The 25,953-nt window shown below is 72.9% G+C and carries 24 protein-coding genes, 1 pseudogene and 1 riboswitch; of the genes and pseudogenes, 14 read left to right on the top strand and 11 right to left on the bottom strand.

Translation table 11 applies throughout. The features are described 5' to 3' along the window. The first annotated feature begins 278 nt into the window (after positions 1–278). The 4 genes from ACTWQI_RS10965 to ACTWQI_RS10950 all read left to right on the top strand — a co-directional run bounded on the left by ACTWQI_RS10965 (position 279) and on the right by ACTWQI_RS10950 (position 4,789). Positions 279–1,286: a DEDDh family exonuclease gene (locus tag ACTWQI_RS10965; protein WP_443269594.1), complete on the top strand. Its 1,008-nt coding sequence runs from the start codon at positions 279–281 to the stop codon at positions 1,284–1,286. Between the two features lie 94 nt (positions 1,287–1,380). Next, positions 1,381–2,169, top strand: coding sequence for an SURF1 family cytochrome oxidase biogenesis protein (locus ACTWQI_RS10960; protein WP_443269593.1), 789 nt, complete (start codon positions 1,381–1,383; stop codon positions 2,167–2,169). A gap of 81 nt (positions 2,170–2,250) precedes the next feature. Beyond that, positions 2,251–4,029 (top strand): glycoside hydrolase family 15 protein, encoded by a 1,779-nt coding sequence (locus tag ACTWQI_RS10955; RefSeq protein WP_443269592.1) that lies wholly within the window; start codon positions 2,251–2,253, stop codon positions 4,027–4,029. 4 nt (positions 4,030–4,033) lie between these two features. Beyond that, positions 4,034–4,789, top strand: coding sequence for an SDR family oxidoreductase (locus tag ACTWQI_RS10950; RefSeq protein ID WP_443269591.1), 756 nt, complete (start codon positions 4,034–4,036; stop codon positions 4,787–4,789). Between the two features lie 54 nt (positions 4,790–4,843). Here the strand turns inward: ACTWQI_RS10950 and amaP are convergent, their stop codons facing one another. The 5 genes from amaP to ACTWQI_RS10925 are packed head-to-tail and all read right to left on the bottom strand — an operon-like array spanning position 4,844 to position 7,253. Next, a complete protein-coding gene (amaP, locus tag ACTWQI_RS10945; RefSeq protein ID WP_443269590.1) occupies positions 4,844–5,443 on the bottom strand; it encodes an alkaline shock response membrane anchor protein AmaP in 600 nt (199 codons plus the stop codon). A gap of 8 nt (positions 5,444–5,451) precedes the next feature. After that, positions 5,452–6,123 (bottom strand): DUF6286 domain-containing protein, encoded by a 672-nt coding sequence (locus ACTWQI_RS10940; protein ID WP_443269589.1) that lies wholly within the window; start codon positions 6,121–6,123, stop codon positions 5,452–5,454. Further along, positions 6,120–6,533, bottom strand: coding sequence for a hypothetical protein (locus ACTWQI_RS10935; RefSeq protein WP_443269588.1), 414 nt, complete (start codon positions 6,531–6,533; stop codon positions 6,120–6,122). Before ACTWQI_RS10935 ends, ACTWQI_RS10940 begins: the two co-directional genes overlap by 4 nt. Positions 6,534–6,539: 6 nt before the next feature. After that, complete coding sequence (locus tag ACTWQI_RS10930; protein WP_443269587.1) at positions 6,540–6,731, bottom strand: hypothetical protein; 192 nt, start codon at positions 6,729–6,731, stop codon at positions 6,540–6,542. Positions 6,732–6,761: 30 nt separating this feature from the next. After that, positions 6,762–7,253: an Asp23/Gls24 family envelope stress response protein gene (locus ACTWQI_RS10925; protein WP_443269586.1), complete on the bottom strand. Its 492-nt coding sequence runs from the start codon at positions 7,251–7,253 to the stop codon at positions 6,762–6,764. 186 nt (positions 7,254–7,439) lie between these two features. Here ACTWQI_RS10925 and ACTWQI_RS10920 point away from each other — a divergent pair, with 186 nt between their 5' ends. Further along, positions 7,440–8,324 (top strand): hypothetical protein, encoded by an 885-nt coding sequence (locus ACTWQI_RS10920; protein ID WP_443269585.1) that lies wholly within the window; start codon positions 7,440–7,442, stop codon positions 8,322–8,324. 29 nt (positions 8,325–8,353) lie between these two features. Here the strand turns inward: ACTWQI_RS10920 and ACTWQI_RS10915 are convergent, their stop codons facing one another. From ACTWQI_RS10915 to abc-f, 3 genes are all read right to left on the bottom strand, one after another. After that, positions 8,354–9,139, bottom strand: a complete 786-nt coding sequence (locus tag ACTWQI_RS10915; protein ID WP_443269584.1) for an enoyl-CoA hydratase/isomerase family protein — start codon at positions 9,137–9,139, stop codon at positions 8,354–8,356. Positions 9,140–9,255: 116 nt separating this feature from the next. Continuing rightward, positions 9,256–9,477 carry a helix-turn-helix domain-containing protein gene (locus ACTWQI_RS10910; RefSeq protein WP_443269583.1) on the bottom strand — a complete coding sequence of 74 codons (222 nt, stop codon included), beginning with the start codon at positions 9,475–9,477 and terminating at the stop codon, positions 9,256–9,258. Positions 9,478–9,826: 349 nt separating this feature from the next. Further along, complete coding sequence (abc-f, locus tag ACTWQI_RS10905) at positions 9,827–11,425, bottom strand: ribosomal protection-like ABC-F family protein (RefSeq protein ID WP_443269582.1); 1,599 nt, start codon at positions 11,423–11,425, stop codon at positions 9,827–9,829. A gap of 286 nt (positions 11,426–11,711) precedes the next feature. Here abc-f and ACTWQI_RS10900 point away from each other — a divergent pair, with 286 nt between their 5' ends. Beyond that, positions 11,712–12,128: a VOC family protein gene (locus tag ACTWQI_RS10900; protein ID WP_443269581.1), complete on the top strand. Its 417-nt coding sequence runs from the start codon at positions 11,712–11,714 to the stop codon at positions 12,126–12,128. 155 nt (positions 12,129–12,283) lie between these two features. Here ACTWQI_RS10900 and ACTWQI_RS10895 read toward each other — a convergent pair whose 3' ends face one another. From ACTWQI_RS10895 to ACTWQI_RS10885, 3 genes are all read right to left on the bottom strand, one after another. After that, positions 12,284–13,681, bottom strand: a complete 1,398-nt coding sequence (locus ACTWQI_RS10895) for a hypothetical protein (RefSeq protein ID WP_443269580.1) — start codon at positions 13,679–13,681, stop codon at positions 12,284–12,286. Between the two features lie 257 nt (positions 13,682–13,938). Then, positions 13,939–15,066: an alpha/beta hydrolase family protein gene (locus tag ACTWQI_RS10890; RefSeq protein WP_443269579.1), complete on the bottom strand. Its 1,128-nt coding sequence runs from the start codon at positions 15,064–15,066 to the stop codon at positions 13,939–13,941. A gap of 120 nt (positions 15,067–15,186) precedes the next feature. Further along, positions 15,187–15,897: a class II aldolase/adducin family protein gene (locus tag ACTWQI_RS10885; protein WP_443269578.1), complete on the bottom strand. Its 711-nt coding sequence runs from the start codon at positions 15,895–15,897 to the stop codon at positions 15,187–15,189. A 375-nt stretch (positions 15,898–16,272) separates the two neighbouring features. Between ACTWQI_RS10885 and ACTWQI_RS10880 the strand changes: the two genes are divergently transcribed. The 8 genes and pseudogenes from ACTWQI_RS10880 to ACTWQI_RS10845 all read left to right on the top strand — a co-directional run. Then, positions 16,273–17,514, top strand: a complete 1,242-nt coding sequence (locus tag ACTWQI_RS10880) for an inorganic phosphate transporter (RefSeq protein WP_443269577.1) — start codon at positions 16,273–16,275, stop codon at positions 17,512–17,514. Between the two features lie 18 nt (positions 17,515–17,532). Next, positions 17,533–17,790, top strand: coding sequence for a hypothetical protein (locus ACTWQI_RS10875; protein WP_443269576.1), 258 nt, complete (start codon positions 17,533–17,535; stop codon positions 17,788–17,790). A 168-nt stretch (positions 17,791–17,958) separates the two neighbouring features. Continuing rightward, positions 17,959–18,084: riboswitch (cobalamin riboswitch) on the top strand. A gap of 351 nt (positions 18,085–18,435) precedes the next feature. Next, the gene (locus tag ACTWQI_RS10870) at positions 18,436–19,434 is read left to right on the top strand and encodes a cobalamin biosynthesis protein (protein ID WP_443269575.1); all 999 of its coding nucleotides are present in this window, start codon (positions 18,436–18,438) and stop codon (positions 19,432–19,434) included. Continuing rightward, positions 19,431–21,071, top strand: a complete 1,641-nt coding sequence (locus tag ACTWQI_RS10865) for a cobyric acid synthase (RefSeq protein ID WP_443269574.1) — start codon at positions 19,431–19,433, stop codon at positions 21,069–21,071. The genes ACTWQI_RS10870 and ACTWQI_RS10865 overlap by 4 nt, the downstream gene beginning before the upstream one ends. A gap of 76 nt (positions 21,072–21,147) precedes the next feature. Continuing rightward, positions 21,148–23,331: a putative cobaltochelatase gene (locus ACTWQI_RS10860; protein WP_443269573.1), complete on the top strand. Its 2,184-nt coding sequence runs from the start codon at positions 21,148–21,150 to the stop codon at positions 23,329–23,331. Beyond that, positions 23,331–23,927 carry a cob(I)yrinic acid a,c-diamide adenosyltransferase gene (gene cobO / locus ACTWQI_RS10855; protein ID WP_443269572.1) on the top strand — a complete coding sequence of 199 codons (597 nt, stop codon included), beginning with the start codon at positions 23,331–23,333 and terminating at the stop codon, positions 23,925–23,927. Before ACTWQI_RS10860 ends, cobO begins: the two co-directional genes overlap by 1 nt. Further along, entirely contained in the window at positions 23,921–25,315 is a 1,395-nt protein-coding gene (locus tag ACTWQI_RS10850) for a cobyrinate a,c-diamide synthase (protein WP_443269571.1), read from the top strand. The genes cobO and ACTWQI_RS10850 overlap by 7 nt, the downstream gene beginning before the upstream one ends. A 101-nt stretch (positions 25,316–25,416) precedes the next feature. Continuing rightward, positions 25,417–25,827: pseudogene (locus tag ACTWQI_RS10845) on the top strand (cobalamin biosynthesis protein); the annotation flags it as partial. Positions 25,828–25,953: the final 126 nt, after the last annotated feature.

The following is a 25,953-nucleotide window of genomic DNA, read 5'->3' as shown; positions in this document are numbered from 1 at the left end:
TACCGATCGGTATTGGTCAGCGTTAACCCGCGGTTCACCGTCCCGCGGGTGCTGCCATGCCCCCGCCGCGCTCATCGGACGTTCACCCCCGCGCGGACCGGGGTGAGCGCGAGAACCGTCGGGCACCGGCTTACGAGGTCCGCGCGGTGTGGCAGTTGGACCGCGCGAGCTGCGGGAGCACGGCCGCATCTGGCTGCTGCGCCCGCAGCTTGACGGGTCACCAGAAACCGACCGGGCCGCAACAGCGCTGTCGGCGGCGGCCCGTATCCTCATGGACCATGCTCGAAGACCGTACGGCGCCCGCATCGTCTTTTCCGCACCAGCAGGCACCGCCGGCGCCCGCGTGGCCGGAGGCGTATCCGGAGGGCTATGCGGTGGTCGACGTGGAGACCACCGGGCTGGCGCGCGACGACCGGATCGTGTCGGCGGCGGTCTACCGGCTCGACGCGCGGGGCGAAGTGGAGGACCACTGGTACACCCCGGTCAACCCGGAGCGGGATCCCGGCCCGGTCTGGATCCATGGTCTGACGAGCGAGCTGCTCGCCGACGCACCCCTCTTCCCCGAGATTGCCGACGCCCTGTCCGAGCGCCTCGACGGCCGGGTGCTCGTCGCCCACAACGCCGTCTTCGACTGGTCGATGATCGCCCGCGAGTTCGCGCGGGCGGGGCGTGCCGTGCCCGTACGCCGACGGCTGTGCACCATCGCCCTCTCCAAGGAGCTCGGACTGCCGCTGCCCAACCACCGACTGGAGTCACTGGCCGCGCACTACGGCGTCGTGCAGCGCCGCGCGCACCACGCGCTGGACGACGCCCGGGTGCTCGCGGAGGCGTTCCGGCCGAGCCTGCACCGGGCCGCCGAGTCCGGGGTGCGGCTGCCGCTGCTGGCCTGCCGGCCGATCACCGAGTGGTCGGACCCGCCGCGCGCGGTGGGGTACCAGCGCTCGTACCGGCCGGGCGGCACCTGGCGCGCGAACCGCAAGCGCCCTGCCTGTCCGTATCCGAACCCGGGACGGTACGAACCGGGCAAGCCGCTCGTCCAGGGCATGCGCGTGGCGTTCTCCGGCGACACCTCCGTGGACCGCGAGCTGCTGGAGGACCGGGCCTTCGACGCGGGGCTGCACATCGCCACCAGCGTGTCCCGGCTCACCAGCCTGCTGGTGACGAACGACCCGGACTCGGGCACCTCGAAGAGCGTGAAGGCGCGTTCCTTCGGCACGCCGGTGGTCGACGAGGCGGCCTTCATGCAGCTGCTCCAGAACGTCGCCCCGGCACGGCCCTCCGGGTGACCCACGAGGACACGCGCGGTGCTCGCCCGCGCTGCGGTGCCCTGGCCCCACCCCGCCCGACGGACACCCCGCCACCGAGTTGTACGGTCGTGGGGTGTACCGCTTCCTGTTGTCCCGGCAGTGGGTGATGCTCACCCTCGTCGCGCTCGTCCTCATCCCTGTGATGATCGAGCTGGGCTTCTGGCAGCTGCACCGCCACGAGCGCCGCGTGGCGCAGAACGAGCAGATCGCCCGGAGTCTGCGCGCCCGGCCAGTCCCGGTCGGCGAACTCACCTCCCCAGGCCATGCGGTCCCCCGCTCCGCCACCTGGCGGCCGGTCTCCGCCACCGGCTCGTACGACACGGAGCACGAGACCGTCGTCCGCCAGCGGACCGCGGCCGACGACCGGAGCATCGGCTACTACGTCCTCACTCCGCTGGACATGAAGGACGGCCGGACCGTCCTGGTCAACCGCGGCTGGATCCCGGCCGGCGGCGACCTCACGAAGTTCCCGGAGGTCCCCGCCGCCCCGACCGGCGAGGTCACCGTCACCGGCCGCCTCATGCCCGATGAGACGACCGCGAGCAGCGGCATCAAGGACAAGCCGGGCCTTCCGCCCCGTCAGATCATGCTGATCAACAGCACGGCGCAGGCCGAAGCGCTCTCCCGGCCCGTCCTCGGCGGGTACCTCGAACTCGCCGCCTCCTCCCCGAAGGGCACGGGTCAGCCGGAGCCCGTGCCGGAGCCGGACCACAGCGGTATCGGTGCCCATCTGGCGTACGCGATCCAGTGGTGGCTGTTCGCCGCCGGCGTCCCGGTCGGCTGGGTGGTCCTGTTCCGCCGTGAGTGCAAGGATCGTCGCGCCGCCCGGCAAGCGGCACAGAGCGTTCCCGCCCCGGCCTGACCCCCGTCGGGCCATCCGCGCTGAACGCACCGGGCACGCTCCGGGCAGCGGACGTCACGTAACCGTTGAAGGGCTTACGCCGTGCCGGGACAGATCGAGGACTACGCGCTCATCGGTGATCTGCAGTCCGCCGCGCTTGTGGGCAGGGACGGATCCATCGACTGGCTGTGCCTGCCGCGCTTCGACTCGGGGGCGTGCTTCGCGGCGCTCCTGGGAGACGAGGACAACGGTCACTGGCGCGTCTCGCCCGCGACCGGCGGCGCATGCACCCGGCGCTCGTACCGCGGCGACACGCTCGTGCTGGACACCTTCTGGGAGACCGACACCGGCACCGTCATGGTCACCGACTTCATGCCGCAGCGGGACCGGGCTCCCGACGTCGTACGGATCGTCGAGGGCGTCTCGGGCTCGGTGGAGATGCGCAGCGAGATCCGGCTCCGCTTCGACTACGGCAACATCACTCCCTGGATGCGCCGCGCCGACGACCACCGCATCGCCATCGCCGGGCCCGACGCCGTCTGGTTCCGCAGCGAGCCCCGGGTGACCACGTACGGCAAGGACTTCTGCACCTACGCGGACTTCCATGTCGCACAAGGCGAGCGCGTCGCCTTCGTGCTCACCTGGCACCCCTCCCACGAGAAGCGGCCGCGCCTCATCGACCCGTACCGCTCGCTCGCCCAGAGCCTGGACGGCTGGGAGACCTGGTCGGCGCAGTGCAGCTACGACGGTCCCTGGCGGGACGCGGTCATGCGCTCGCTGATCACCCTCAAGGCCCTCACCTACGCCCCGAGCGGGGGCATCGTCGCCGCCGCCACCACCTCCCTCCCCGAGGAGATCGGCGGGGTACGGAACTGGGACTACCGCTTCTGCTGGCTGCGTGATGCGACGCTCACCCTCAACGCCCTCCTTTCCAGCGGCTACCTCGAGGAGGCCGTCGCATGGCGCGACTGGTTGCTCCGCGCGGTCGCCGGCGATCCGGCCGACCTGCAGATCATGTACGGGCTCGCGGGCGAGCGGCGGCTCCCCGAGTACGAGGTGCCGTGGCTGTCGGGCTACGAGGGCTCCGCCCCGGTCCGGGTCGGCAACGCAGCCGTCAAACAGCTTCAGCTCGACGTCTACGGCGAGGTTCTGGACTCGCTCTTCTTCTCCCGCTCGCAGGGAATTCCGCCGCAGGAACACGCCTGGAGGATCCAGGCGGCGCTCCTGGACTTCCTGGAATCGCGGTGGCGCGAACCGGACGAAGGGCTGTGGGAGGTGCGCGGGCAGCGCCGGCACTTCGTCCACTCGAAGGTCATGGCGTGGGTCGCCGCGGACCGCGCCCTACGCACCCTGGAGCGGTTTCCGCACCTGGACGGGGACACCGCGCGCTGGAAAGCGATGCGCGACACCGTCCATCCGGAGGTGTGCCGCCGCGGCTACGACCCGGACCGCAACACCTTCACCCAGTACTACGGCTCGACCGGACTCGACGCCGCGACGCTGCTCATCCCCCAGGTGGGCTTCCTCCCGGCATCCGATCCCCGCGTGATAGGCACGGTCGAGGCGGTCCGCCGCGAGCTGGGGTACGGCGGTCTGGTTCGCCGCTACACCCCCGATCACGTGGACGGAGTGCCCGGCAGCGAAGGCGCCTTCCTCGCCTGTTCCTTCTGGCTCGCCGACGCCCTGTGGGCGACGGGGCGACGCGAGGACGCCCGCGAGCTCTTCGAGCGGCTGCTCTCCCTCCGCAACGACGTCGGTCTGCTCTCGGAGGAGTGGGACCCGGTCGCGCGGCGCCAGCTCGGCAACTTCCCCCAGGCATTCAGCCACGTCGGTCTGGTCAACACGGCCCTCGCGCTCTCCCGGGCCGATGGGACACCATGAGCGCATGGATCTTGCACTGAAGGACCGGGTGTACGTCGTCACCGGAGGCACCCGGGGGCTCGGCCTGGCCGCCGCACGCGAACTGGTCGCCGACGGGGCCAAGGTGGTGCTCAGCGGGCGCGACGAGGCCTCCACCACGGCGGCCGCCGCGGACCTGGGGCAACACGCCACGGGCATCGCCGCCGACAACGCCGACACCGGCACCGCCGACCGGCTCATCGCCACCGCCCGCGCGCGCTTCGGCGGCTTCGACGGCATGCTCATCAGCGTCGGCGGGCCGCCGCCGGGCCTCGGGACGGAGAACACCGACGAGCAGTGGAGAGCGGCTTTCGAGTCCGTCTTTCTGGGCACGGTCCGCCTGGCCCGGACGGCCGCGGCCGAACTCGGCGACGGCGGTGTGATCGGCTTCGTCCTCTCGGGCTCCGTGCACGAGCCCATCCCGGGGCTGACGATCTCCAACGGCCTGCGGCCGGGCCTGGCGGGCTTCGCCAAGTCCCTCTCCGTCGAACTGGGGCCCCGCGGCATTCGCGTCATCGGCCTGGCCCCTGGCCGCATCGACACCGACCGGGTCCGCGAGCTGGACGCGCTGTCCGGCGACGCGGACGAGGCTCGCGCCCGGGTCAGCGCGGGCATCCCGCTGCGCCGCTACGGGCATCCCGAAGAGTTCGGCAAGGCCGCGGCCTTCCTGCTGTCCCCGGCGGCCTCCTACATCACGGGCGTGGTGCTCTCGGTCGACGGCGGCTCTCGTCACAGCTTCTGACCCGGCCTCCGGCCGGGAGTTCGTCCCACCGCGGAGCGGCCGGCCCGGCGAGGCCTAGGCGACCCGTTCCGGGCCGTGCCGCACCGCCCGTACGCGGACCTCCGCGGGAAGCCGGTCCAGACCCGCCGAGTCGCGCGCGTGCCCGAGCGCGTCGCTGGTCAGGCGGCCCAGAGTGTCCGCCGGTCCCGCGTGAGGCTCCAGCAGCAGTCCCACCCGCGCCTCCGGCGCCGTCCGGCGGCGTCCGGTCAGCAGGACTCTCACCCGCGAGACCCCCTCCATCGCCTCCGCCTCCGCCGTCAGCACTCTCTCCAGGGCACTCCCCCGCAGCAGCGCCCCGACGCCGTCACCGCTGTCCACCAGCACCTCGCCGAGCCGTCGTCTGCGCAGTTGGGCCAGCAGCCACCACAGCATCAGCACGAGCAGCACCGTCAACACCGCGAAGACGACCGGCCACCACCATGTCTCGTCCCGGTACCGCGTCCGCCCGGCGTCCGACAGCACGACGTCGTCCGCCCCTCTGAAGGGCCACCAGCCCGGCAGCTCGAAGCCCCAGTGCCGGGGCAGATCGAGCGCACCCACCAGGAGACCACCCCCCAGCGCGAACAACCCGAGCCCGCCCAGCCCCAACACCACGCGATTGACCGTCCTGAGCATGTGTCACGTCACCTCTTCGCCGGGCGTCGGACATGCACGGACAGCGTGGGCTGCCGGACGAGGCCCAGCTCCTGCAGGCCGACGGCCAGCGCCGCGTCCAAGTCGCTGCGCACCTTGTCGAGTTCGCGGAAGTGCGCAAGCGCTCGAGCCCGTACCCGGCCTCGGCGGACATCGACGCGTACGGACTGCACGCCGGACACCTCCATCGCCCGGTCCCGTAGCACCAGGGCCGCCGCGTCCCGATGGATCCCGGCCTGGACGTCGTCCGCATCGGCGGCCTCCGAGGGCGGCAGCATCGGGAGCAGCCGGCGCAGTCCGGGGGTGAGTGCCAGCACGATCAGCCACAGCCCCAGGACCATCGCGGCCACCGCCCCGCCGATCATCCAGGGGTCGTCCAGCGGTCGCTCCGCCAGTTCGTCGGCCAGCCGACGCCGCCACTCCATGGCGGTCCGGTCGGCACGCACCGCGGCGACGTCGTACAGCAGCAGCCCCAGTCCCGCGACGCAGAGGGCCGCGACGATCGCGGCCGGCACCCGCCGTTCGGACCAGAACCGCCGTACGCGCTCGCTCTCGCCGCCGCCTTCGTACACCGCCGCGGAAGCGGACTGCTCCGGACCGGAGGCGCGCTCGACCGGCGGCATCCGCCCGGTGTCCCGCGCGTCCCGCTCGTCGTCGGTCATCTGACCCTCCCCTGCCCCACCGCCTGCGAGTACGCCGAATGCAGTCGCTCGACGGTCACTGCGACCTCGGGCACATCCATGCCCGCCAGGGCGCGTACCCGCTCGGTGACCGCACGACGCACCGCCCCGCATTGTGCACCGATGTCGGAGGGATAGCCCAGCTCCACGGCCACCCGCACCCGCGCCTCACCGTGCAGGGCGCCCGCCTCCCCGGGCGCGGACCCGCGCCGGACGACCGACACCGTCGCGTGCGGTCGTCCTCCGGCCGGCACCTGTTGCGCCTGCGGCGCCTCCCGCAGCACCTCCCGGGCCGCCTGAGAAGCGATCTTCGCGACGACCCGGTCCGCGATCCGCGTCGCCCCCCGCTCGCCTGCCGGCACCAGCTCCGCCGTGGCGGCCTCCTGCGCCACCCGCGCTCACCGCCGCCGCTCGTCGCGCCCGCGGGGACGGAAGAAGTCGCCGAGCTCCAGGTCCCCCTCCAGGAGCCTCCCGAACACGAATCCGACGGCGCCGAGCGCCGCCACCAGCAGGAAGGCGCCGAAGCCGCCGAAGTAGCCGGCGAAGCCCAGCGCCATCCCGGCGATCAAGCCGATCACGGCCATGCTCATCCTGCCGTCCTCCACTCCGATCAGGTCCGGCTATCGGATCCGGGGCTGTTCCTCTTCTTCCTCTTCCTCCTCGGGGAGCTTCACATCGCTCACCGCGATGTTCACCTCCACGACCTCAAGGCTGGTCATCCGCTCGACCGCGGAGATCACATTCTCCCGCACGGCACCCGCCACATCCGCGATCGAGACGCCGTAGTCGACGACGATCTCCAGATCGAGTGCCGTCTGCACCTCGCCGACCTCGGCGTTGACGCCCCGGGTCACGGACCGCGTGGTACCGGGCACCCGTTCCCGTACAGCGCCGAAGGTACGGGCCAGCCCGCTCCCGAGGGCGTGCACGCCCACGACATCACGCGCGGCGAGCCCGGCGATCTTCTCGACTACACCGTCGGCAATGGTGGTCCGGCCGCGGGAGGCAGGGTCTCCTCCGCCACGCCTCTGTGGCGACGGCTTGGCGAGCGGCTCTCCCCCGGCTCCGGTGCCGGGTACCTCTGGGCGTTTTGCCTGCGTGGAGTCGGACATCACCGGTCATCCCTTCCGAGAGAGCGGAGAACGTCGGAGAAGCAGCATTCCGCTCCGCTGTCCACAATAAGTGTGAATGCCCCCTGGCGCTGCGGGGATGCGGCGAGCGTGGGACAGACCCCGGCGGCCGTGACTGCGGCAGGCTTGACTCAGCAGACGACGACGAGGAATGAGGAGCCGGTGGCGGTGGTGAACGGATGGGTCGAGGCCGTACGACAGCAGCTCAGCCTGGGCCGGCTGCTGCCGCTCGGCGGACCGGCCGACGGCGCCTGGATCACGGAGCACGCGGCGTCCGGTGCGCTGCGACGGGCGGTCGCCGGGCTGGGCGGCGTACGGCTCGACCGGGTGCGGATCTCCCTTGCGCCCGCGGAGGCGGGCGCGGCGACGAGCGCACCCCACGAGACGCCCGCCGAGGCGGCGGTTCCGCCCCCGGCGAGCGCGTTGCCGCCGGAACCGCTCCGCATCGAGGCCGACTGCGCGGCATCGACCCGGCTGCCGCTGCCGGAGGCGGCGGAAGAGCTGCGCGGCGCGCTGTTCGGCGCGGCGGCGCACGCCCTGGGGCTGCGCGTGAGCCTGGTCGACGTGCGGGTGACCGATCTGCTGCCGGAGGCGCCTGCGGCGGCCGGCGCGGCGCCGGACGCCGAGCCGCAGTCGGACACGGGCCCGGCACCGTACGCCGGCGCCGGCCCTGCTCCGGAATCGGAGGCCGCGGGGCCCGGTCCTGAAACGGCAGAGGAGGCCGCGGGGCCCGGCCCGTTGCTCAACCCCCCGCAGCGCGCGGTGGAGCAGCCCTCCGGCGATCCGGCCGTCCCGCTGGCCGCCGCGGCCGCCGCAGTACCCGGTGTGGTCCGGCTCGCCCCGGCGCTCGGGGGGTTGGCCCGCCCGGTGCGGGTCGTGGACTCGGCCGACCCTGAACGGCGTCATGTCCAGGTGCAGTTGGCGGTGGCCACCACCCACCGCGCGCTGGACGTCACCGGCGCGGTTCGGGCGGCGGTAACCGCCGCGGCGGCCGCGGACACCTCGGCTCCGGTGACGGTCGCGGTCCTCGTGACGGCGGTCGAGCCTCCCTGACGCCTCGCCGCCGTCACCGAACAGCACACCTAGTCCCTGACGCCCGCCAGGTCCCGGAGCCGCCGTGCCTGCGCGGCCCGCTCCGCCACGCGCTGCTCCTCGTACGTCCGCTCCACCGCACCGCGCAGCAGCGCCTTGGTCTCGATGACGGCGTCGCGCGGCGCGGCCAGCAGCGCCGCCGCCAGGTCGTGCACCGCGCCGTCGAGTTCGGCCGCGGGCACGACGAGATTGGCCAGACCCGTGCGCTCGGCCTCGTCGGCCTGGACGAGCCGCCCGGTGGCGCAGATCTCCAGCGCGCGGGCGTACCCGACGAGCCCGACGAGCGGATGCGTACCGGTGAGGTCCGGGACGAGGCCGAGGCTGGTCTCGCGCATGGCGAACTGCGCGTCGTCCGCGCAGATCCGCAGGTCGCAGGCGAGCGCCAGCTGGAAGCCCGCGCCGATCGCATGCCCCTGTACGGCGGCGATGCTGATGAGGTCGTTCCGCCGCCACCAGGTGAACGCCTCCTGGTACTCCTCGATCGTCGCGTCGAGGTCCGCGTCGGAGCCGCGCGCGAGGTCGAGGAACGACGGCTCGCCGTCGAAGCCCTCGGGGGTGAACGCCTGCCGGTCGAGGCCGGCGGAGAAGGACTTGCCCTCTCCGCGCAGCACGACCAGCCGGACCGTGCCCGGGAGCAGCCGCCCCGCCTCGGTCAACGCGCGCCACAGGGCGGGCGATTGCGCATTCCGCTTCGCGGGGTTGGCCAGCGTCACCGTGGCGACAGTCGTCGCGTCGTCGACGGTGAGCCGTACGCCGTCCTTGTCCAGCAGGGTCATGGGTGCCTCCGGCGGCCGCGGTCAGCCAATTGGTTGACTGCACAGTAACCACCCGGGCGACCGATCGATCGACCGGGTGGCACTGCCCAAACCTGCCGCCTGCCGGGGGCGCCTCGTCAGGCTGTTGTCGCCTTCTTGCCCCGCGTGGCTCCACCGCGACCACGGAGGGTCACGCCGGACTCGCTGAGCATCCGGTGGACGAACCCGTACGAGCGGCCGGTCTCCTCGGCCAGCGCCCGGATACTTGCACCGGAGTCGTACTTCTTCTTCAGGTCAGCCGCGAGCTTTTCGCGCGCGGAGCCGGTCACCCGGCTGCCCTTCTTCAGAGTCTCGGCCACCCGTGCCTCCTCATGGGAAGTGCGCTCTGGACTCTCATGATCACCCCTCTGAGCCGTCCTGGCCACCCATTCGGCAAGGTCCGTGCGACAACCTTTGCGCCGCCGATCCGCACCGGCACGAACGGAATGATTCGTTCCGCAGTGGTGGGAAACTCGTCACTGTCCGCAGCCACCGGCGAAGGTCCAGGTCACAGCGGGTCGCTCAACGCCGTGGGCCCGGAGGCCGGGTCATACACCGCCGGTCCGGGCGTACGCCGGGACGACGCGCCGGGGTACGACCCGGACTCACTCAGATGATGGATCAAGGGTCGGCCGAATGATCCAGTAGCGGAGATCCGGATCGCCGCGATCAGGCCAGCGCGACGAGATCTGCGTAGTCCTCGCCCCAGAGGTCCTCGACCCCGTCGGGCAGCAGAATGATCCGCTCCGGCTGGAGTGCGTCGACCGCTCCCTCGTCGTGGGTCACCAGGACCACCGCGCCGGTGAAGGTACGCAGGGCGCCCAGGATCTCCTCCCGGCTGGCGGGGTCGAGGTTGTTCGTCGGCTCGTCGAGCAGCAGGACGTTCGCGGACGAGACCACCAGGGTGGCCAGGGCCAGCCGCGTCTTCTCGCCACCGGAGAGCACTCCGGCGGGCTTGTCGACGTCGTCTCCGGAGAAGAGGAAGGACCCGAGCGTCTTGCGGATGTCCACGAGGTCCATGTCAGGGGCGGCCGAGCGCATGTTCTCCAGAACGGTGCGGTCCGGGTCGAGCGTCTCGTGTTCCTGCGCGTAGTAGCCGAGCTTCAGGCCGTGGCCGGGGGCGACCTTGCCCGTGTCGGGCTGCTCGACCCCGGCCAGCAGCCGCAGCAGCGTGGTCTTGCCCGCGCCGTTGAGGCCGAGGATGACCACCCGGGACCCCTTGTCGATGGCCAGGCCGACATCGGTGAAGATCTCGAGCGAGCCGTAGGACTTCGACAGGCCCTCGGCGGTGAGCGGGGTCTTGCCGCACGGCGCGGGGTCGGGGAAGCGCAGCTTGGCGACCTTGTCGGACTGCCGTACCTCCTCCAGGCCGGCCAGCAGCCGCTCCGCACGCCGGGCCATGTTCTGTGCGGCGACGGTCTTGGTGGCCTTGGCCCGCATCTTGTCGGCCTGGGAGTTCAGGGCCGCGGCCTTCTTCTCGGCGTTGGCCCGCTCGCGCTTCCGGCGCTTCTCGTCCGCCTCGCGCTGGGTCAGGTACTGCTTCCAGCCCATGTTGTAGATGTCGATGGCGGAACGGTTGGCGTCCAGATAGAACACCTTGTTCACCACGGTCTCGACGAGCTGGATGTCGTGGGAGATGACGACGAATCCCCCGCGGTAGGTCTTGAGGAAGTCCCGCAGCCAGAAGATCGAGTCGGCGTCGAGGTGGTTGGTCGGCTCGTCGAGCAGCAGGGTGTCGGCGTCCGAGAAGAGGATCCGAGCGAGCTCGACGCGGCGCCGCTGGCCGCCGGAGAGGGTGTGCAGCGGCTGGCCGAGCACCCGGTCGGGGAGGTTGAGGCTGGCCGCGATGGTCGCGGCCTCGGCCTCGGCGGCGTACCCGCCCTTGGTCAGGAACTCGGTCTCCAGACGCTCGTACTTCCGCATCGCCCGCTCGCGAGTGGCGCCCTGGCCGGTGGCCATCCGCTGCTCGTTCTCCCGCATCTTGCGGAGCACACTGTCCAGGCCGCGGGCGGACAGGATGCGGTCGCGGGCCATCACCTCGAGGTCGCCGGTACGCGGGTCCTGAGGGAGGTAACCGACCTCTCCGGTGCGGGTGACCGTGCCGCCGGCAGGGATGCCCTCGCCGGCCAGCACCTTGGTCATGGTGGTCTTGCCTGCGCCGTTGCGGCCGACGAGACCGATGCGGTCGCTCCGGGCAATACGGAAAGAGGCGTTCTCGATGAGGACGCGGGCGCCTGCGCGCAGCTCGAGGCCGGTGGCGGTGATCACGGAAGGACTCCAGGGCAGAAAGGGGCGTCGGGACGGAGGGCGAGGTGGGCGACGCCTTTTAATGCGCAAGGAGAATGGCCATGCAGAGAAGTCTAGCGGGGCACGCAAACGCATTTTCGGCCGTGCCCGGGACCTCGCTTCGGCGGAAGCAGCCGCCTTCACATCCGGCCGGTCGGCGGGCGTGGAGCCGGTGCACCGGGCCCGGATACACCACTGTGCGGCAGGACGAAGTGATGCATTTCACCCATACTCGAGAGGGCGGCCGACTTCGAGGAGGGTGAACGTCATGACGCGTACCGGCACCGACCGGCCGACCGTCTACCCGACCCTGCTGTACGCCGACGCACAGGCGGCCATCAAACTGCTCACGGAGGCGTTCGGCTTCACGGCCGACGCGGTGTACACGGGCGAGGGCGACATGGTGACCCACGCCGAGCTCAGTTACGGCAACGGCGTGGTGATGCTCGGGTCGAAGGGCAGGGCGGGGGTGTTCGCCGAGGCCATGGGAGAGGGCGGTCCCGCGGGGATCTATGTGGTCGTCGAAGACGTCGACGCGCACTACCGGAAGGCCGCGGCGCACGGCGTCAAGATCCTCATGCCGCCGACCGACCAGGACTACGGCTCACGGGACTACATGGCGCGGGACGCCGAGGGCAACGTGTGGAGCTTCGGTACGTACGCTCCTGCGGGCGGCTCCGCGTAGGGGACTCCCCGGAGGGCTCCGAGCGCGAGTGGCCGAGCCGCCGGGTGCCCCGGGAACACCAGCGTGGTCGCGTGAGCCACGGTGGGCAGCGGACCATCCGGGAGACGGCCCCCAGCGGGTGGCGATCGGCCGCGAGGCGCCCGGCGGGGCTATCCCTACGCTTCTCCGGTGTGGACCTGGAAGGCCGCGCGGCGCACGGCCTTGGCAAGCGCCGGGTCGGGGTGCGCGGCCGCCAGGGCCACGAGTACCTGAACGGTTCGGGGATGACCGACGGCACGTACCTCGTTGAGCAGCGCGGGAACGGTTCCCTGCACCGCCGTCTCGAGGTGGCGTACGAGCAGCGGCCCCTCGCCGTGGTCGGCGACAGCGGCAGCGGTGTCCACCCACAGCCAGGTGGCCTCTTCGCGGGTGAGCACCTCCAGAGTCGCCTCGGGGTCGCCGCCCTCCAACTCCGCCAGCCAGAGCAGTGCGTAGGGCCGCAGGCCGGGCTCGTCGGCCACCGCGCGCACGGCGGGTTCGGCGGGCGCGCCGACGACGCGCAGCGCCTCGAAGGCGAGACCGCGCAGCAACGCGTCCTCGCCCCGGGCCGCGTCGAGGAGTTCGGTGACGGCGCTGCCGACCGGGCGGGCCGCCAGCCAGGCGCGGTACTCGTCGCGCGCCGGTCCCGGGGTGAGCCGGGAGCAGCCGCGGAGCATGTCCTCGGCCGACTGCTCGATGTTGCCGACGGGGCTCTGGGCGGCGACGCAGATCTGCTCGAGCTTGACCCAGACGGCCCAGTTCCCCAGTGGGGTGAGGGTGGCCTGGCCGTCGTCGAGCGTCAGCGCCCCGACCGAGGCGAGGGCGTCGAGCGCCCAGTCGAGCAGCGCGACGGGCGGGGGCCCGTCGACGGTCGGTACGTCCCCCGACGCACTCCCGTCCGGACCGAACGGGACCTCGCAGCGCTCGGTGCGCAGCTCGGCGACGCGCTGTTCGAGCATGTCCAGCAGCGCGGAGACCGGAACCGGTCCGGCGGAGAGCTGGAGCAGGGAGAGGAGTTGGGGCACGGCCTCGACGACTTCTCCGACCGAGGTAGGCGCGAAGGCGGCGGGCGCGGGGTGGGCCAGGGACCAGGCGTCGAAGAGGGCGACCCAGCCGCGCAGCGCGGCGCTGTCGTCGCGGTCCCATGCCCGCAGCCGCCAGCCGGGGCGGGCGGTGCCGCAGTGCAGCTCGACGAGACCGGCGAGCCGTGCCCGGTCCCAGTCGGCTCGGACCTGGCACGGCGTCAGTTTCAGTGCGACGGCCGCCCTTTCGGCGGCTTCGGCGTCGAGCGCGCCGGTGCCCGCGGGGCGCAGCTGGTTGCCGCGGGCCCGCTCCGCATCGGCCCAGCGGGCGATCCGTACGGCGCCCGCGAGGCCTTCCCTCGCCCGGTCGGCCAGCTCGGCGCGCGGCGGGGTGCCCGCCGGAGGGCGGGGCGCGGGCCGGGCACGTCGGCTCGTCACAGCCCGGCGGGCGGCGACGATCGGTCGTCGGGGGACAAGGCGGAGCCGGGAGTCGCGTGGGGTACGGGACGTCACGGGAAGCAGTCTTCCCGCTGACGCCCCGAAAGCCCAATCGGGATCCTCCCCCAGCTACCTCCCCCAGCTAACGCTGGGTGGTACCCCCAGGGAGGTGCCCCCACGCGCGGATTCCGCACTGCCCCAGCCCCCGACTGCCGTCGGTTCCGCGCCCGGCGCCTCGCGCCGGAGGTTTTCCCCACCTGCCCGGCCTTTCAAGGGCGGGCAGGTGGGAACAGACCGCGCCGTAGGCGCGGTGGACGGCGGGGCGCCCTGGGCTACAGCAGGGGGGTCAGGAAGCGGCGCAGGGCTTCCTCGTAGGAGTCCGGCGCCGCGTTCCACATGGCGCCGTGCGGTGCGTGCTCCACCGTGTGCAGCGTGACCAGATCCGGGCGGCGATCGGCGAGCGCCCTGGAGGCGCCCCAGGGCGCGATCGCGTCGTCCGGACCGTGCAGCAGGAGCGTGGGAACGGCCAGTCTGTCCGGATCGGACGCCTCGGGCAGACCGGTGCCGCCCAGACCGGTGCGCCCCTGCACGGCGCGTACGGCCAGCGGCAGCAGCACCGCGGGCGAGCCGTCGGCGGCGGTGAGCGCCCGTACGGTCGCCCGCCAGTCGAGGACCGGCGAGTCGAGCACGATCCCGGTGATCCGCCTCCGCAGCGCGGACTCTGCGGCGGCGTGCAGGGCCATGGTGGCGCCCGTGGACCAGCCGTACAGCACGACGGACTCCGCGCCGTACCGCACCGCGTAGCGGATCGCCGCGTCCAGGTCGCGCCACTCCGTGGCACCGAGGTGGCCGATGCCGTCCGGGAGGCGCGGCGCGCCGAGGTCGCCGCGGTAGGCGAGATCCAGCACCGGGACGCCGCACCGCTGGAGGAAGGGCATGACGACCATGGGGTGTTCGCGGCTGGTGCCGAGGCCGTGCACAGTGATCACCCAGGTTTCGCGCGCACCGGGCACGAACCACGCGGGAAGCAGGCCGAGTTCACCCGGCACGTCCACGTCCGCGTGGTCGAGGCCGAGCGCGTCCCGCGGATTGCCGATGTGCAGCTGCGGGGTGAGCCACATCCTGGCTCCCGGCCGGAGCGCGCCGTGCGTGACCCGTTCGAGGCGGCGGACGACCACGTCGGGAGGGTGTGGCGTCGTATCCAGCACGGGCCCGACGATCGCATGTCCTTCGTCACCGGTCAGGCCGTACGTGCCGGGCCGCAGGGAAGCCAGGCTGCGCGTCAGGCCGATGTGTCCGGCGGCGACCTCGTGGACGGTCAGCTGGGGATCGGAGGGGAACGGCCGCTGACGCGAGGGCTTGAGGGCAGCGTCACTGGCGTACCGCCCGGCCGCCACAGCGGCCGCGCCGGCACCGAGCACGGTGATGACGGCCGAGGCCGCAGCTGTACGCAGGCGCATCCTCCCCAGTGTGGGCGGGGGCGAAGACCCGGGCCAGTGGGCGGACGCGGCCGGGTGACCGGTTCGCGCGCCCTCGCCCACGGGGCGGCCGAGCGCAGGCGACGGGCAGCCGACTCGGTGTCAGCTGCGCTGTCCGTAGCCGCGCAGCCGCTCCGCCACGGCCCGCAGTTGACGCCGGGACAGCAGGCGCGGAGTGTGCCCCGGCACGGAGCTCGCGGCGAGCCAGACCCGGCACATCCACTCCAGCTGAGCCGTGCGGTCGTAAGCCTGGTCGAGCGTGCTGCCGTACGCCACGGTGCCGTGGTTCTGGAGCAGACATGCGCTGCGGTCACGGAGCGCGCTCAGCACGTTCCCGGCCAACTCGTCGCTGCCGTACAGGGCGTAGCCGGCGACGCGTACGGGACCTCCGAGCGCCGCCGCCATGTAGTGGATGAGCGGCAGCTCGTCGACGATGGTGGAGACCGCCGTGGCATGGACGGCGTGGGTGTGGACGACCGCCGCAGCGTCGGTGCCGCGGTAGACCGCCAGGTGCATCGGCAGCTCGCTGGTGGGCTTCAGCTCGCCGAGGACCTGGCGCCCGTCGAGGTCGACGCCGACCACGTCGTGCGGGGCCAACCGGTCGTACGCGACGCCGGTCGGGGTGACCAGCACGGTGTCGCCGACACGCACCGAGACGTTGCCCGAGGTGCCGACCACCAGACCGTCGGCGACGGTCCGACGCGCCGTGGCCACCAGTTCGGCCCAGGCCGGTACCAGGTCCTCAGACGGCTGTCGGGACTCTTGGGGCCCACGGGACGCCGATGGGGTTCGCTCCGCCATGTCCTCACCCATGTGTCCTCACCTCCGCTGCCGATCCTGACAGGCCCCGGTGTGCCCGGACCTGTCAGGAGTGCCTGCGGCTCGAGCGCGCGACACGACCCGGCCGGAAGGGGTGGCATGGAGCACGGGGTTCAGCGACAGGTATCCGGCAGACCTGAACGGCGGCCGGTGATCTGCACCACAGCCGGGTGGCGGAGCGAGGGCACCGGGCAGGAACGAGATCCAGGCGGGCACCCCCGCCCTGGGGCCGGAACGCATCCTTCCATCGCGGCCTGTACGGACCCCGGCACATAGCAGCACCTGGACACCCCCTCCCGTTAACTTTCCGTTCACCCCGTGTCCCTACGGTCGCAACGCCACTGACCTTCGAACTGATTGCCTGGGTGAATGGAACACATCACGCTTCTCATCGGGATCGTGATCATCACGGCCTTGGTGTTCGACTTTACGAACGGCTTCCACGACACCGCCAACGCCATGGCCACCACCATCTCCACCGGGGCTCTCAGGCCCAAGACGGCGGTGGCGATGTCGGCGGTCCTCAACCTCGTCGGCGCGTTCCTCTCCGTGGAGGTCGCCGCGACGATCTCCAAGGGCATCATCGACGAAACCGGGATCCAGCCCGAAGTGATCTTCGCGGGTCTGGTGGGCGCGATCGTCTGGAATCTGCTGACCTGGCTCGCCGGCCTCCCCTCGAGTTCCTCGCACGCCCTCTTCGGAGGCCTGATCGGTGCCACCGTCGCCTCGGTCGGCTTCGGTGCCGTCCATGGCGACGAGGTCGTCATGAAGATCCTCATCCCGGCCCTCGCCGCGCCGGTCGTCGCCGGCCTCGCCTCCATGCTGGCCACCCGGTTCACCTACCGCGCGGCCCGGCACGCGGACCCGGAGGCCACCGCCAAGGGCTACCGAGCCGGCCAGATCACCTCCGCCGCCCTGGTCTCCCTGGCCCACGGCACCAACGACGCGCAGAAGACCATGGGTGTGATGACGCTGGCGCTGATCACCGGCGGCGCGCTGGCCCCGGACGCCGACCCGCCGCTGTGGGTCATCGCCTCGGCCGGCATAGCCATCGCCCTCGGTACGTACCTGGGTGGCTGGCGGATCATCCGCACCATGGGCAAGGGCCTCACCGACATCCAGCCGCCGCAGGGCTTCGCCGCCCAGACCGGCGCCGCGGTGACCATCCTGGCCTCCTCCCACCTCGGCTTCGCACTCTCCACCACCCAGGTCTGCTCCGGCTCGGTGATGGGCGCGGGCCTGGGCCGCAAGGGCTCTGTGGTGCGCTGGTCGACCGCGGGCCGGATGATCGCCGCCTGGGGTCTGACCCTGCCGGCCGCCGGGCTGGTCGGCGGCGCCGCCGCCCTGCTGGCACAGCAGGGCACAGCGGGCGTCACCGCCGTCGCCGTGCTGGCCCTCGTCGCCTGCGCCGCGATCTGGATTGCCTCGCGGCGCAAGCCGGTCGATCACACCAACGTCAACGACGTGGAGCCCGCGGGTGTCGTCACCGCCGCCATCCAGGCGGTCTCCCCGCCCCCCGTCGGCGCCCCGGTCTCCGCCGAGCCCGACGAGCGCGCCGAGCCCGACCCCGTCGGCGAGTCCCAGCCCGCCACCGTCCAGGTCACGGCCTAGCTAAGGAACCCTCCTTTCATGAACATCGACTGGGTAGCACTCGGCCAGGTCTTCGGCGTCAGCCTCGTGGTGACCGTCGGGGTCGTGGGTCTGTTCACCCTCGGCATCGTCGGCACCTCTCGCAAGCCACGGCCACACACCGACGGCAGTGCCGACACGACCGGCACGAGCGCCGCGACCGGTGCCGCCACGCTGCTTGCGCGCACCGGCGGATACGCCTGCTTCGCGCTGTGCGCGGCCGCCATCGCGTACGGCTTCCACCTGATCGTCGCCTGACGACGGATCCGGGGCCACGGCCCGCGGGGCGGGAGACACCACCCGTGTCTCCCACCCCGCGGGCCGTCGTTGTGTGTCTGGGCACACTCTCCTCTCGCAGGTCACAGGCAAGTTGACGGGCCTTCGCGGGGCGTGGTGGACTGCCGACGCCAAACGGCGGCAGGAGAGGAAGCCGGTGCGAATCCGGCGCGGTCCCGCCACTGTCACCGAGGAGCGCTCCCCCACCCGATACGTCACGGCCCGTCCTGCGGGCTGGAAGGCCGGGGAGGGGCGCACCGACCGGGAACACGGATGAAGGAGCGGGTCGAGACCAAGTCCGGTACGGCGTTGTGGAGGTCCCCCGGCCGAAGTCCCGGGGGCAGCGGCAGCGATGCTGCGCGCGACGAGCACAACGCAGAGCCGGGCGAGGGCCATCGACCCGTGACGCCGTGAGCCCTGTTGGCGCGCCTCGTGAGCGCCGATCCGGGAGCCAGGAGACTCTCACCGCCGGTACGTCGAGCCAGGGCGCGGACCCTGAGTGAGGACATGTCGCCATGCCGGGCTGCCGCCGCACGTCACAAGCCGTCCGTACGTCATCCCGTGGTCGTTGTCCACGCCGCGGCACGACGCGGTGTCCACGCCGAGGCACGACGGCGGTCTGAGCCGATGCCTGCCGAACACACCTCATTCGTGTGCGGCGCCGCGCTCGGCTTCGTCTGCGACCTCGTCGTGGGCGACCCCCGGCGCGGGCACCCCGTTGCCGCGTTCGGGCGCGCCGCGGCCGCCGCGGAGCGCCGACTGTGGCACGACCACCGCGGGTACGGGGCGCTGTACGCCGCCGTCTGCGCGGGCGGCGCGGTGGCGGTCGCCGCCGGGCTGCAGCGCGCCGTACGCCGTTCCCCCGCGGCGGTGGCCTCGCTGACGGCGGTCGCCACCTGGGCGGTGCTGGGCGGCACATCCCTGGGGCGTGAGGCACGGGCCATCGGCGCCGCGCTGGCCGCGGAGGACATCGAAGCGGCGCGCGAGCGGCTGCCGCACCTGTGCGGCCGGGATCCCCAGTCCCTCGACGAGCAGCAGATCGCACGGGCCGTCGTGGAGTCGGTGGCCGAGAACACCTCCGACGCCGTCGTCGGCGCGCTGGTGTGGGGCGCCGTCGCGGGAGTGCCGGGCCTGGCCGGCTTCCGCGCCGTCAACACGCTGGACGCCATGGTGGGCCACAAATCGCCTCGCCACCGCCGTTTCGGCTGGGCCTCGGCCCGGCTCGACGACGTGGTGGGCTATCCGGGTTCGCGGCTCACGGCCGTGTTGACGGTGCTGGCCGGGCCGGACCGGCGAGGAGCCGGGCGGGTGTTGCGCCGAGACGCGCGCGAGCACCCGAGCCCCAACGCCGGGCCGGTCGAGTCCGCGTTCGCGGGAGCGCTGGGCGTCCGCCTGGGCGGCACCCTCGCCTACGGCGGCCGGGTCGAACACCGGCCCGTACTTGGTGCGGAGAACCGGCCGGTGGACACCCCGGACATCGAGCGCGCGGTGCGACTGTCACGGCGCGTCAGTCTGCTCGCACTGGCGGCGTGCGCCGCCGGACGCCTGATCGTGGGCCGCCTGACGGAACGCGCCGCGCGCCCCGCGGGTAGGGGCACGTCACCCGCTGGGGAGGGGAGCGTATGAGCTGGGGGCATCTCCCAGCAGTAGCTGGAGGGAAGGTCCGTGGTCGCCGCGGCGGCGGTCTGCTGGTTGCGGGGACCACGTCCGACGCCGGGAAGAGCGTCGTCACGGCGGGGATCTGCCGGTGGCTGGCCCGCAAGGGCATCTCCGTCGCGCCGTTCAAGGCACAGAACATGTCACTGAACTCCTTTGTGACACGGGAAGGTGCGGAGATCGGCCGGGCGCAGGCCATGCAGGCGGCGGCCGCGCGAATCGAACCGACGGCGCTGATGAACCCCGTGCTGCTCAAGCCGGGCGGCGACCGCAGCAGCCAGGTCGTACTGCTGGGCAAGCCGGTGGGCGAGTTGAGCGCCCGCGGGTACTTCGGGGGGACCGGCGGATCCGGGAGGCCCGGGCCCGCCACGACGCCGCAACCGGACGCCGTATCCGCCGGGACGACGCCGTACAAGGGGCGGCAGGAGGAGCTGTTCGGCACCGTACTGGAGTGCCTCGAGGAGCTGCGGGGCAGGTATGACGCGGTGATCTGCGAAGGAGCGGGGAGCCCGGCCGAGATCAATCTGCGGCGCACCGACATCGTCAACATGGGCCTCGCGCGGGCCGCGGAACTGCCGGTCGCGGTGGTCGGGGACATCGACCGGGGCGGCGTCTTCGCGTCCTTCTTCGGCACGACCGCGCTGCTCAGCCGGGAGGACCAGGCGCTCGTCGCCGGGTATCTGGTCAACAAGTTCCGCGGCGATGCGTCCCTGCTGGAGCCGGGTCTTGAGATGTTGCGCGGGCTGACCGGGCGGCGCACCTACGGCGTGCTGCCGTTCGCGCACGGGCTCGGCATCGACGAGGAGGACGGGCTGCACATCTCGATGCGGGGAGCGGTCCGGGAGTCGTCGGTCGCTCCGCCGCTCGGCGAGGACGTGCTGCGGGTCGCCGTCGCCGCCGTGCCGCTGATGTCCAACTTCACCGACGTCGACGCGCTGGCCGCCGAACCGGGTGTGGTGGTGCGGTTCGTGGACCGGCCCGAAGAGCTGGCCGACGCCGATCTGGTCGTGCTCCCCGGGACCCGCGGCACCGTGCGGGCGCTGGCGTGGCTGCGCGAGCGCGGCATCGCGGACGCGGTGCTCCGGCGGGCCGCGGAGGGCCGGCCGGTGCTGGGCGTCTGCGGCGGCTTCCAGATGCTCGGCGAGCGCATCGAGGACGAGGTCGAGTCCCGGGCGGGGGCGGTGGACGGGCTCGGACTGCTGCCGGTACGGGTCCGGTTCGCGGCCGAGAAGACCCTCGCGCGGCCGGTGGGCGAGGCGTTCGGGGAGCGGGTCGAGGGCTACGAGATCCACCACGGGGTGGCCGATGTCGGCGCAGCGGACGAGGCGTTCCTCGACGGTTGCCGGCGGGGGGCCGTCTGGGGCACCCACTGGCACGGCTCGCTGGAGAGCGACGGCTTCCGCCGGGCCTTTCTGCGCCGGGTGGCGAAGGCGGCCGGGCGCCGCTTCGTCCCGGCCCCGGACACCTCGTTCGGAGCGCTGCGCGAGGAGCAGCTGGACCGGCTCGGAGACCTGATCGAGGAACACGCCGACACGGACGGTCTGCTGCGGCTGATCGAGCAAGGCGTTCCGTCCGGTCTGCCCTTCATCGCACCTGGAGCACCATGACACGCGCCACGAACGCTTCGGACAGCGGAGCACTCCACGGCCGCCGGGCCGCTGGGAGAGAGGGAATGGAAGCCGCATGACCACGACCGCACATGTTCCGCACTACCCCTTCACCGCGATCGTCGGCATGGACGACCTGCGGCTGGGGCTGCTCCTCAACGCGGTCTCCCCGGCTGTCGGCGGTGTGCTCGTGCGCGGCGAGAAGGGCACGGCCAAGTCGACGGCAGTACGTGCGCTGGCGGCGTTGATGCCCTCGGTGGACGTCGTGCCGGGCTGCCGCTTCTCCTGTGCTCCGGCCGCTCCCGACCCGGCCTGCCCCGACGGGCCGCACGAGTCCGGCCCGGGCACCACCCGTGCCGCGCGGATGGTCGAACTGCCGGTCGGCGCCTCGGAGGACCGGCTGGTCGGCGCGCTGGACATCGAGCGAGCGCTGTCGGAGGGCAAGAAGGCGTTCGAACCAGGCCTGCTGGCGGACGCGCACCGCGGTGTGCTGTACGTGGACGAGGTCAACCTCCTCCACGACCACCTGGTCGACCTGCTGCTGGACGCGGCCGCCATGGGGGCCTCGTACGTCGAGCGCGAGGGCGTCTCGGTGCGGCACGCGTCGCGGTTCCTGCTCGTCGGCACGATGAACCCCGAAGAGGGCGAGCTGCGGCCGCAGTTGCTCGACCGCTTCGGTCTGACGGTCCAGGTCGCCGCCTCGCGGGAGCCGGACCAGCGGGTCGAGGTGGTCCGGCGGCGGCTCGCGTACGACGAGGACCCAGCCGGTTTCGCGGCGCGCTGGGCGGATGAGGAGACGGCGCTGCGCGAACGGATCGCCGCGGCCCGCGCGCTGCTGCCCGCGGTACGGCTCGGGGACCGGGCGCTGCGGCGGATCGCGGCCGTATGCGCGGCGTTCGAGGTCGACGGCATGCGCGCGGACATCGTGACGGCGCGGACGGCGACCGCGCTGGCCGCCTGGGCCGGGCGTACCGACGTGCTGGAGGAGGACGTCCGGCAGGCGGCGCTGCTGGCACTCCCGCACCGGCGGCGGCGCAACCCCTTCGATGCGCCGGGGCTGGACGAGGACAAACTCGACGAGGCGCTGGAGGAGTTCGGCAGGGACGACGATCCGGACCCGGAGCCGGGCGGACCGGACGGCCCGGGGGGAGGGCAGCCGCCGCAGGACGGTCCGGACGCGCCCGATGTTCCCGACGCGCCCGATGTTCCCCGACCGCGCGAGGCACCTCCGGCCGAGGCCGAGCAGCCGGAAACCTCGGACGGCGCGCAGGAAGTCCCGGACGGCGCACGGCAGGAACCGCACGCCCCGGAGGCAGCGGCCGACGCCGCCCAGGAATCCCAGGAAGGCGGGCGACGGGCCGGCGGTGGCGACGAGTCCGCCGTGGCGCCGGGAGAGCCGTTCGCGACCCGGACGTTCAGCGTTCCCGGTCTGGGTGACGGGGCGGCCGGCCGGCGGTCGCGGGGGCGTACGGCGTACGGGCGCACGACGGGGGCGCGTCGGCCCCGGGGCGCGCTGACCGGGCTGCATCTGACGGCCACCGTGCAGGCGGCCGCGCCACACCAGCACACGCGCGGGCGCCGCGGCCCGGGACTTCTCGTACGGCGCGACGATCTGCGGCAGGCCGTCCGCGAGGGGCGCGAGGGCAACCTGGTGCTCTTCCTCGTGGACGCCTCGGGCTCGATGGCCGCCCGCAAGCGGATGGGTGCGGTGAAGGGTGCCGTGCTCTCCCTGCTGCTGGACGCCTACCAGCGCCGCGACAAGGTGGGCCTGGTGACCTTCCGTGGCACGGACGCGGAGCTGGCGCTGCCGCCCACGTCGTCCGTCGAGGCGGGCGCGGCGCGCCTGACGTCGCTGCCGACGGGCGGTCGGACGCCGCTGGCGGCCGGACTGCTGAAGGCCCGGGAGGTACTGCGGGTGGAGCGGCTGCGGGACCCGGCACGCCGGCCGCTGCTGGTCGTCGTGACCGACGGGCGGGCCACCGCGCCCGGTTCGGGGCGTAGGGGGGTGCCGGGGGCCGGCCCGGCGGCGCGGGGATCGCAGGGCGAGGCGCTCACGGCGGTGGCACGCGCCGCGCGTCTGCTGGCCGCCGAAGGCACCGCCTCCCTGGTGGTGGACTGCGAGTCCGGGCCGGTGCGTCTCGGGCTGGCCGGTGCTCTCGCCCGCGACCTCGGCGGTACGGCCGTGACCTTGGACGAGCTGCGGGCGGACAGCGTCGCCGGGCTCGTCCGCGATGTGCAGGGAACGAGGAGGGCGGCGTAATGCCACAAGGACAGCCGAGTGTCGTGCCGAACGACGGACTGACGACACGCCAGCGGCGCAACCGGCCGCTGGTCATGGTGCACACCGGCATCGGTAAAGGGAAGTCGACCGCCGCCTTCGGGATGGCGCTGCGGGCGTGGAACCAAGGGTGGTCGGTCGGTGTATTTCAGTTTGTGAAGTCGGCGAAGTGGCGGGTCGGAGAGGAGCGTGCGCTGCGCGTCCTCGGCGACTCGGGCGAAGGGGGGACCGTCGCATGGCACAAGATGGGCGAGGGCTGGTCCTGGGTCCAGCGGGACATCGCCTCCAGCGAGGAGGCCGCGCGGGAGGGCTGGGAGCAGGTCAAGCGCGATCTGGCCGCCGAGGCGTACGGCTTCTACGTACTGGACGAGTTCGCCTACCCGCTGCACTGGGGCTGGGTGGACGTCGCAGAGGTGGTGTCGGTGCTGCGGGACCGCCCGGGGACGCAGCACGTCGTCATCACCGGCCGCAACGCCCCTCAGCCGCTGATCGACTTCGCCGATCTGGTCACGGACATGTCGAAGGTCAAGCACCCGATGGACGCGGGCCAGAAGGGCCAGAGGGGCATCGAGTGGTGAGATCCGCCGTTCCGCGTCTGGTCGTCGCCGCACCGGCCTCGGGCAGCGGAAAGACGACCGTCGCCACGGGGTTGATGGCGGCCTTCGCGGAGCGCAGACTCACCGTGTCGCCGCACAAGGTCGGCCCGGACTACATCGACCCCGGCTATCACGCGCTCGCCACCCGGCGGCCGGGCCGCAACCTGGACGCGTATCTGTGCGGGCCCGAGCGGATCGCACCGCTGTTCCTGCACGGCGCCGCCGGTGCTGACCTCGCGGTGATCGAAGGCGTGATGGGGCTCTACGACGGGGTCTCCGGCCAGGGCGAGCTGGCCTCGACGGCTCATGTCGCCAAGCTGTTGCGGACCCCGGTGGTGCTGGTGGTCGACGCGTCCTCGCAGTCCCGCTCGGTGGCAGCGCTGGTGCACGGCTTCGCCTCGTGGGACCCCGAGGTTCGGATCGGCGGTGTGATCCTCAACAAGGTGGGGTCGCAGCGGCACGAAGAGCTGCTGCGCGAGGCGCTGGACGAGTCGGGCGTCCCGGTGCTCGGCGCCCTGCGACGCGCCGAGCAGCTCCGTACGCCATCCCGCCACCTGGGTCTGGTGCCGGTCGCCGAGCGGCGTCCGGAGGCGGTCGAGGCGGTGGCCGCACTGGCGGCGCGGGTGCGCGAGGGCTGTGATCTGGACGCACTGCTGGCCCTGGCGCGCAGCGCGCCGCCGCTGACGGGTCCGGCGTGGGACCCCGTCGCCGCCCTCCGGGAGGCGACAGCGGGCCCGTCCCCGACGGGCCGGCCCGTGGTGGCGCTCGCCGGCGGTCCCGCGTTCACCTTCTCGTACGCGGAGCATGCGGAGCTGCTGACCGCCGCCGGCGCGGAGGTGGTCGCCTTCGATCCGCTGCGGGACGAGGCACTGCCCGAGGGGACCGCGGGACTGGTCATCGGGGGCGGCTTCCCGGAGGTCTACGCCCCGGAGTTGTCGGCGAACGAGCCCTTGCGCACCGCGGTCGCAGAGCTGGCCGCGTCCGGCGCGCCGGTGGTGGCGGAGTGCGCCGGGCTGCTGTATCTCGCGCGGTCGCTGGACGGTCGGCCGATGTGCGGCGTGCTGGACGCGGAGGCACGGATGTCGGAGCAGCTCACTCTCGGCTACCGGGACGCGGTGGCGGTCTCGGACAGCGTTCTGGCGTCGGCCGGGGTGCGCATGCGTGGGCATGAGTTCCACCGCACGGTGATCGAGCCGGGTGCCGGCGCGGCGCCGGCCTGGGGACTGGCCGTGCCTGAGCGCCGCGTCGAAGGATTCGTCGAGAAAGGGGTGCATGCCTCGTACGTCCATGTGCACTGGGCCGGTGCACCGGACGCGGCCCGGAGGCTCGTGGAAAGGTGTGGCGCATGCGCGACGACGCCTGTGGGGTGACACGTTCCGCCCGCACCCCCCCGGCCGACGAGGCCGCAGCCCTGCAGGTCACCGGTCAGGCCGCACCGCCCGGGGAGCACCCTGCGGAGTCACCGGCCGCGCTGGCGGCGGGGGTTGGGGCGAGCCGTGGTGTCGCCGCCGACGAGGTGCTGGGGCTCCTGGAAGAGGCGCTGGCCTCGGCAGGGCTGTCGCTGCGCTCCATCGCCGCGATGGCGACCGTCGATGCCAAGGTCGGCGAGCCGGGGCTCGTCGAGGCGGCCGAGCGGCTCGGGCTGTCGCTGCGGACGTACCCGGCACAGGCCCTGGCGGCCGTCGACGTGCCCCACCCGTCCGGTGCACCGCTGGCCGCCACGGGCACGCCCAGTGTTGCCGAGGCGGCCGCGCTCCTCGCCGCCGGGCCCGGCGGCGAACTCCTCGTGCCCAAGTGGAAGTCCGCGCCCAGAGGACGCCCCGCGATGGCCACCGTGGCCGTCGCCCGGCGCCGGCCGAGCCGCGCGCCGATCGTGGCGGGTCCGGATACCTGCGGGCGCCAACACGGCGGCACCGAAGCGTCGCAGCACCAAGAGCCCCTACTCGAGAACGAACCGCAAACCCTCGGTAACGTCTACGGGAAGGGAGGCCCTGCGGTCGCCGCGACT

The sequence above is a fragment of the Streptomyces sp. KR80 genome (assembly GCF_052245555.1).
Classification (GTDB): domain Bacteria; phylum Actinomycetota; class Actinomycetes; order Streptomycetales; family Streptomycetaceae; genus Streptomyces.
This window is presented reverse-complemented; position numbering and strand designations above follow the sequence as displayed.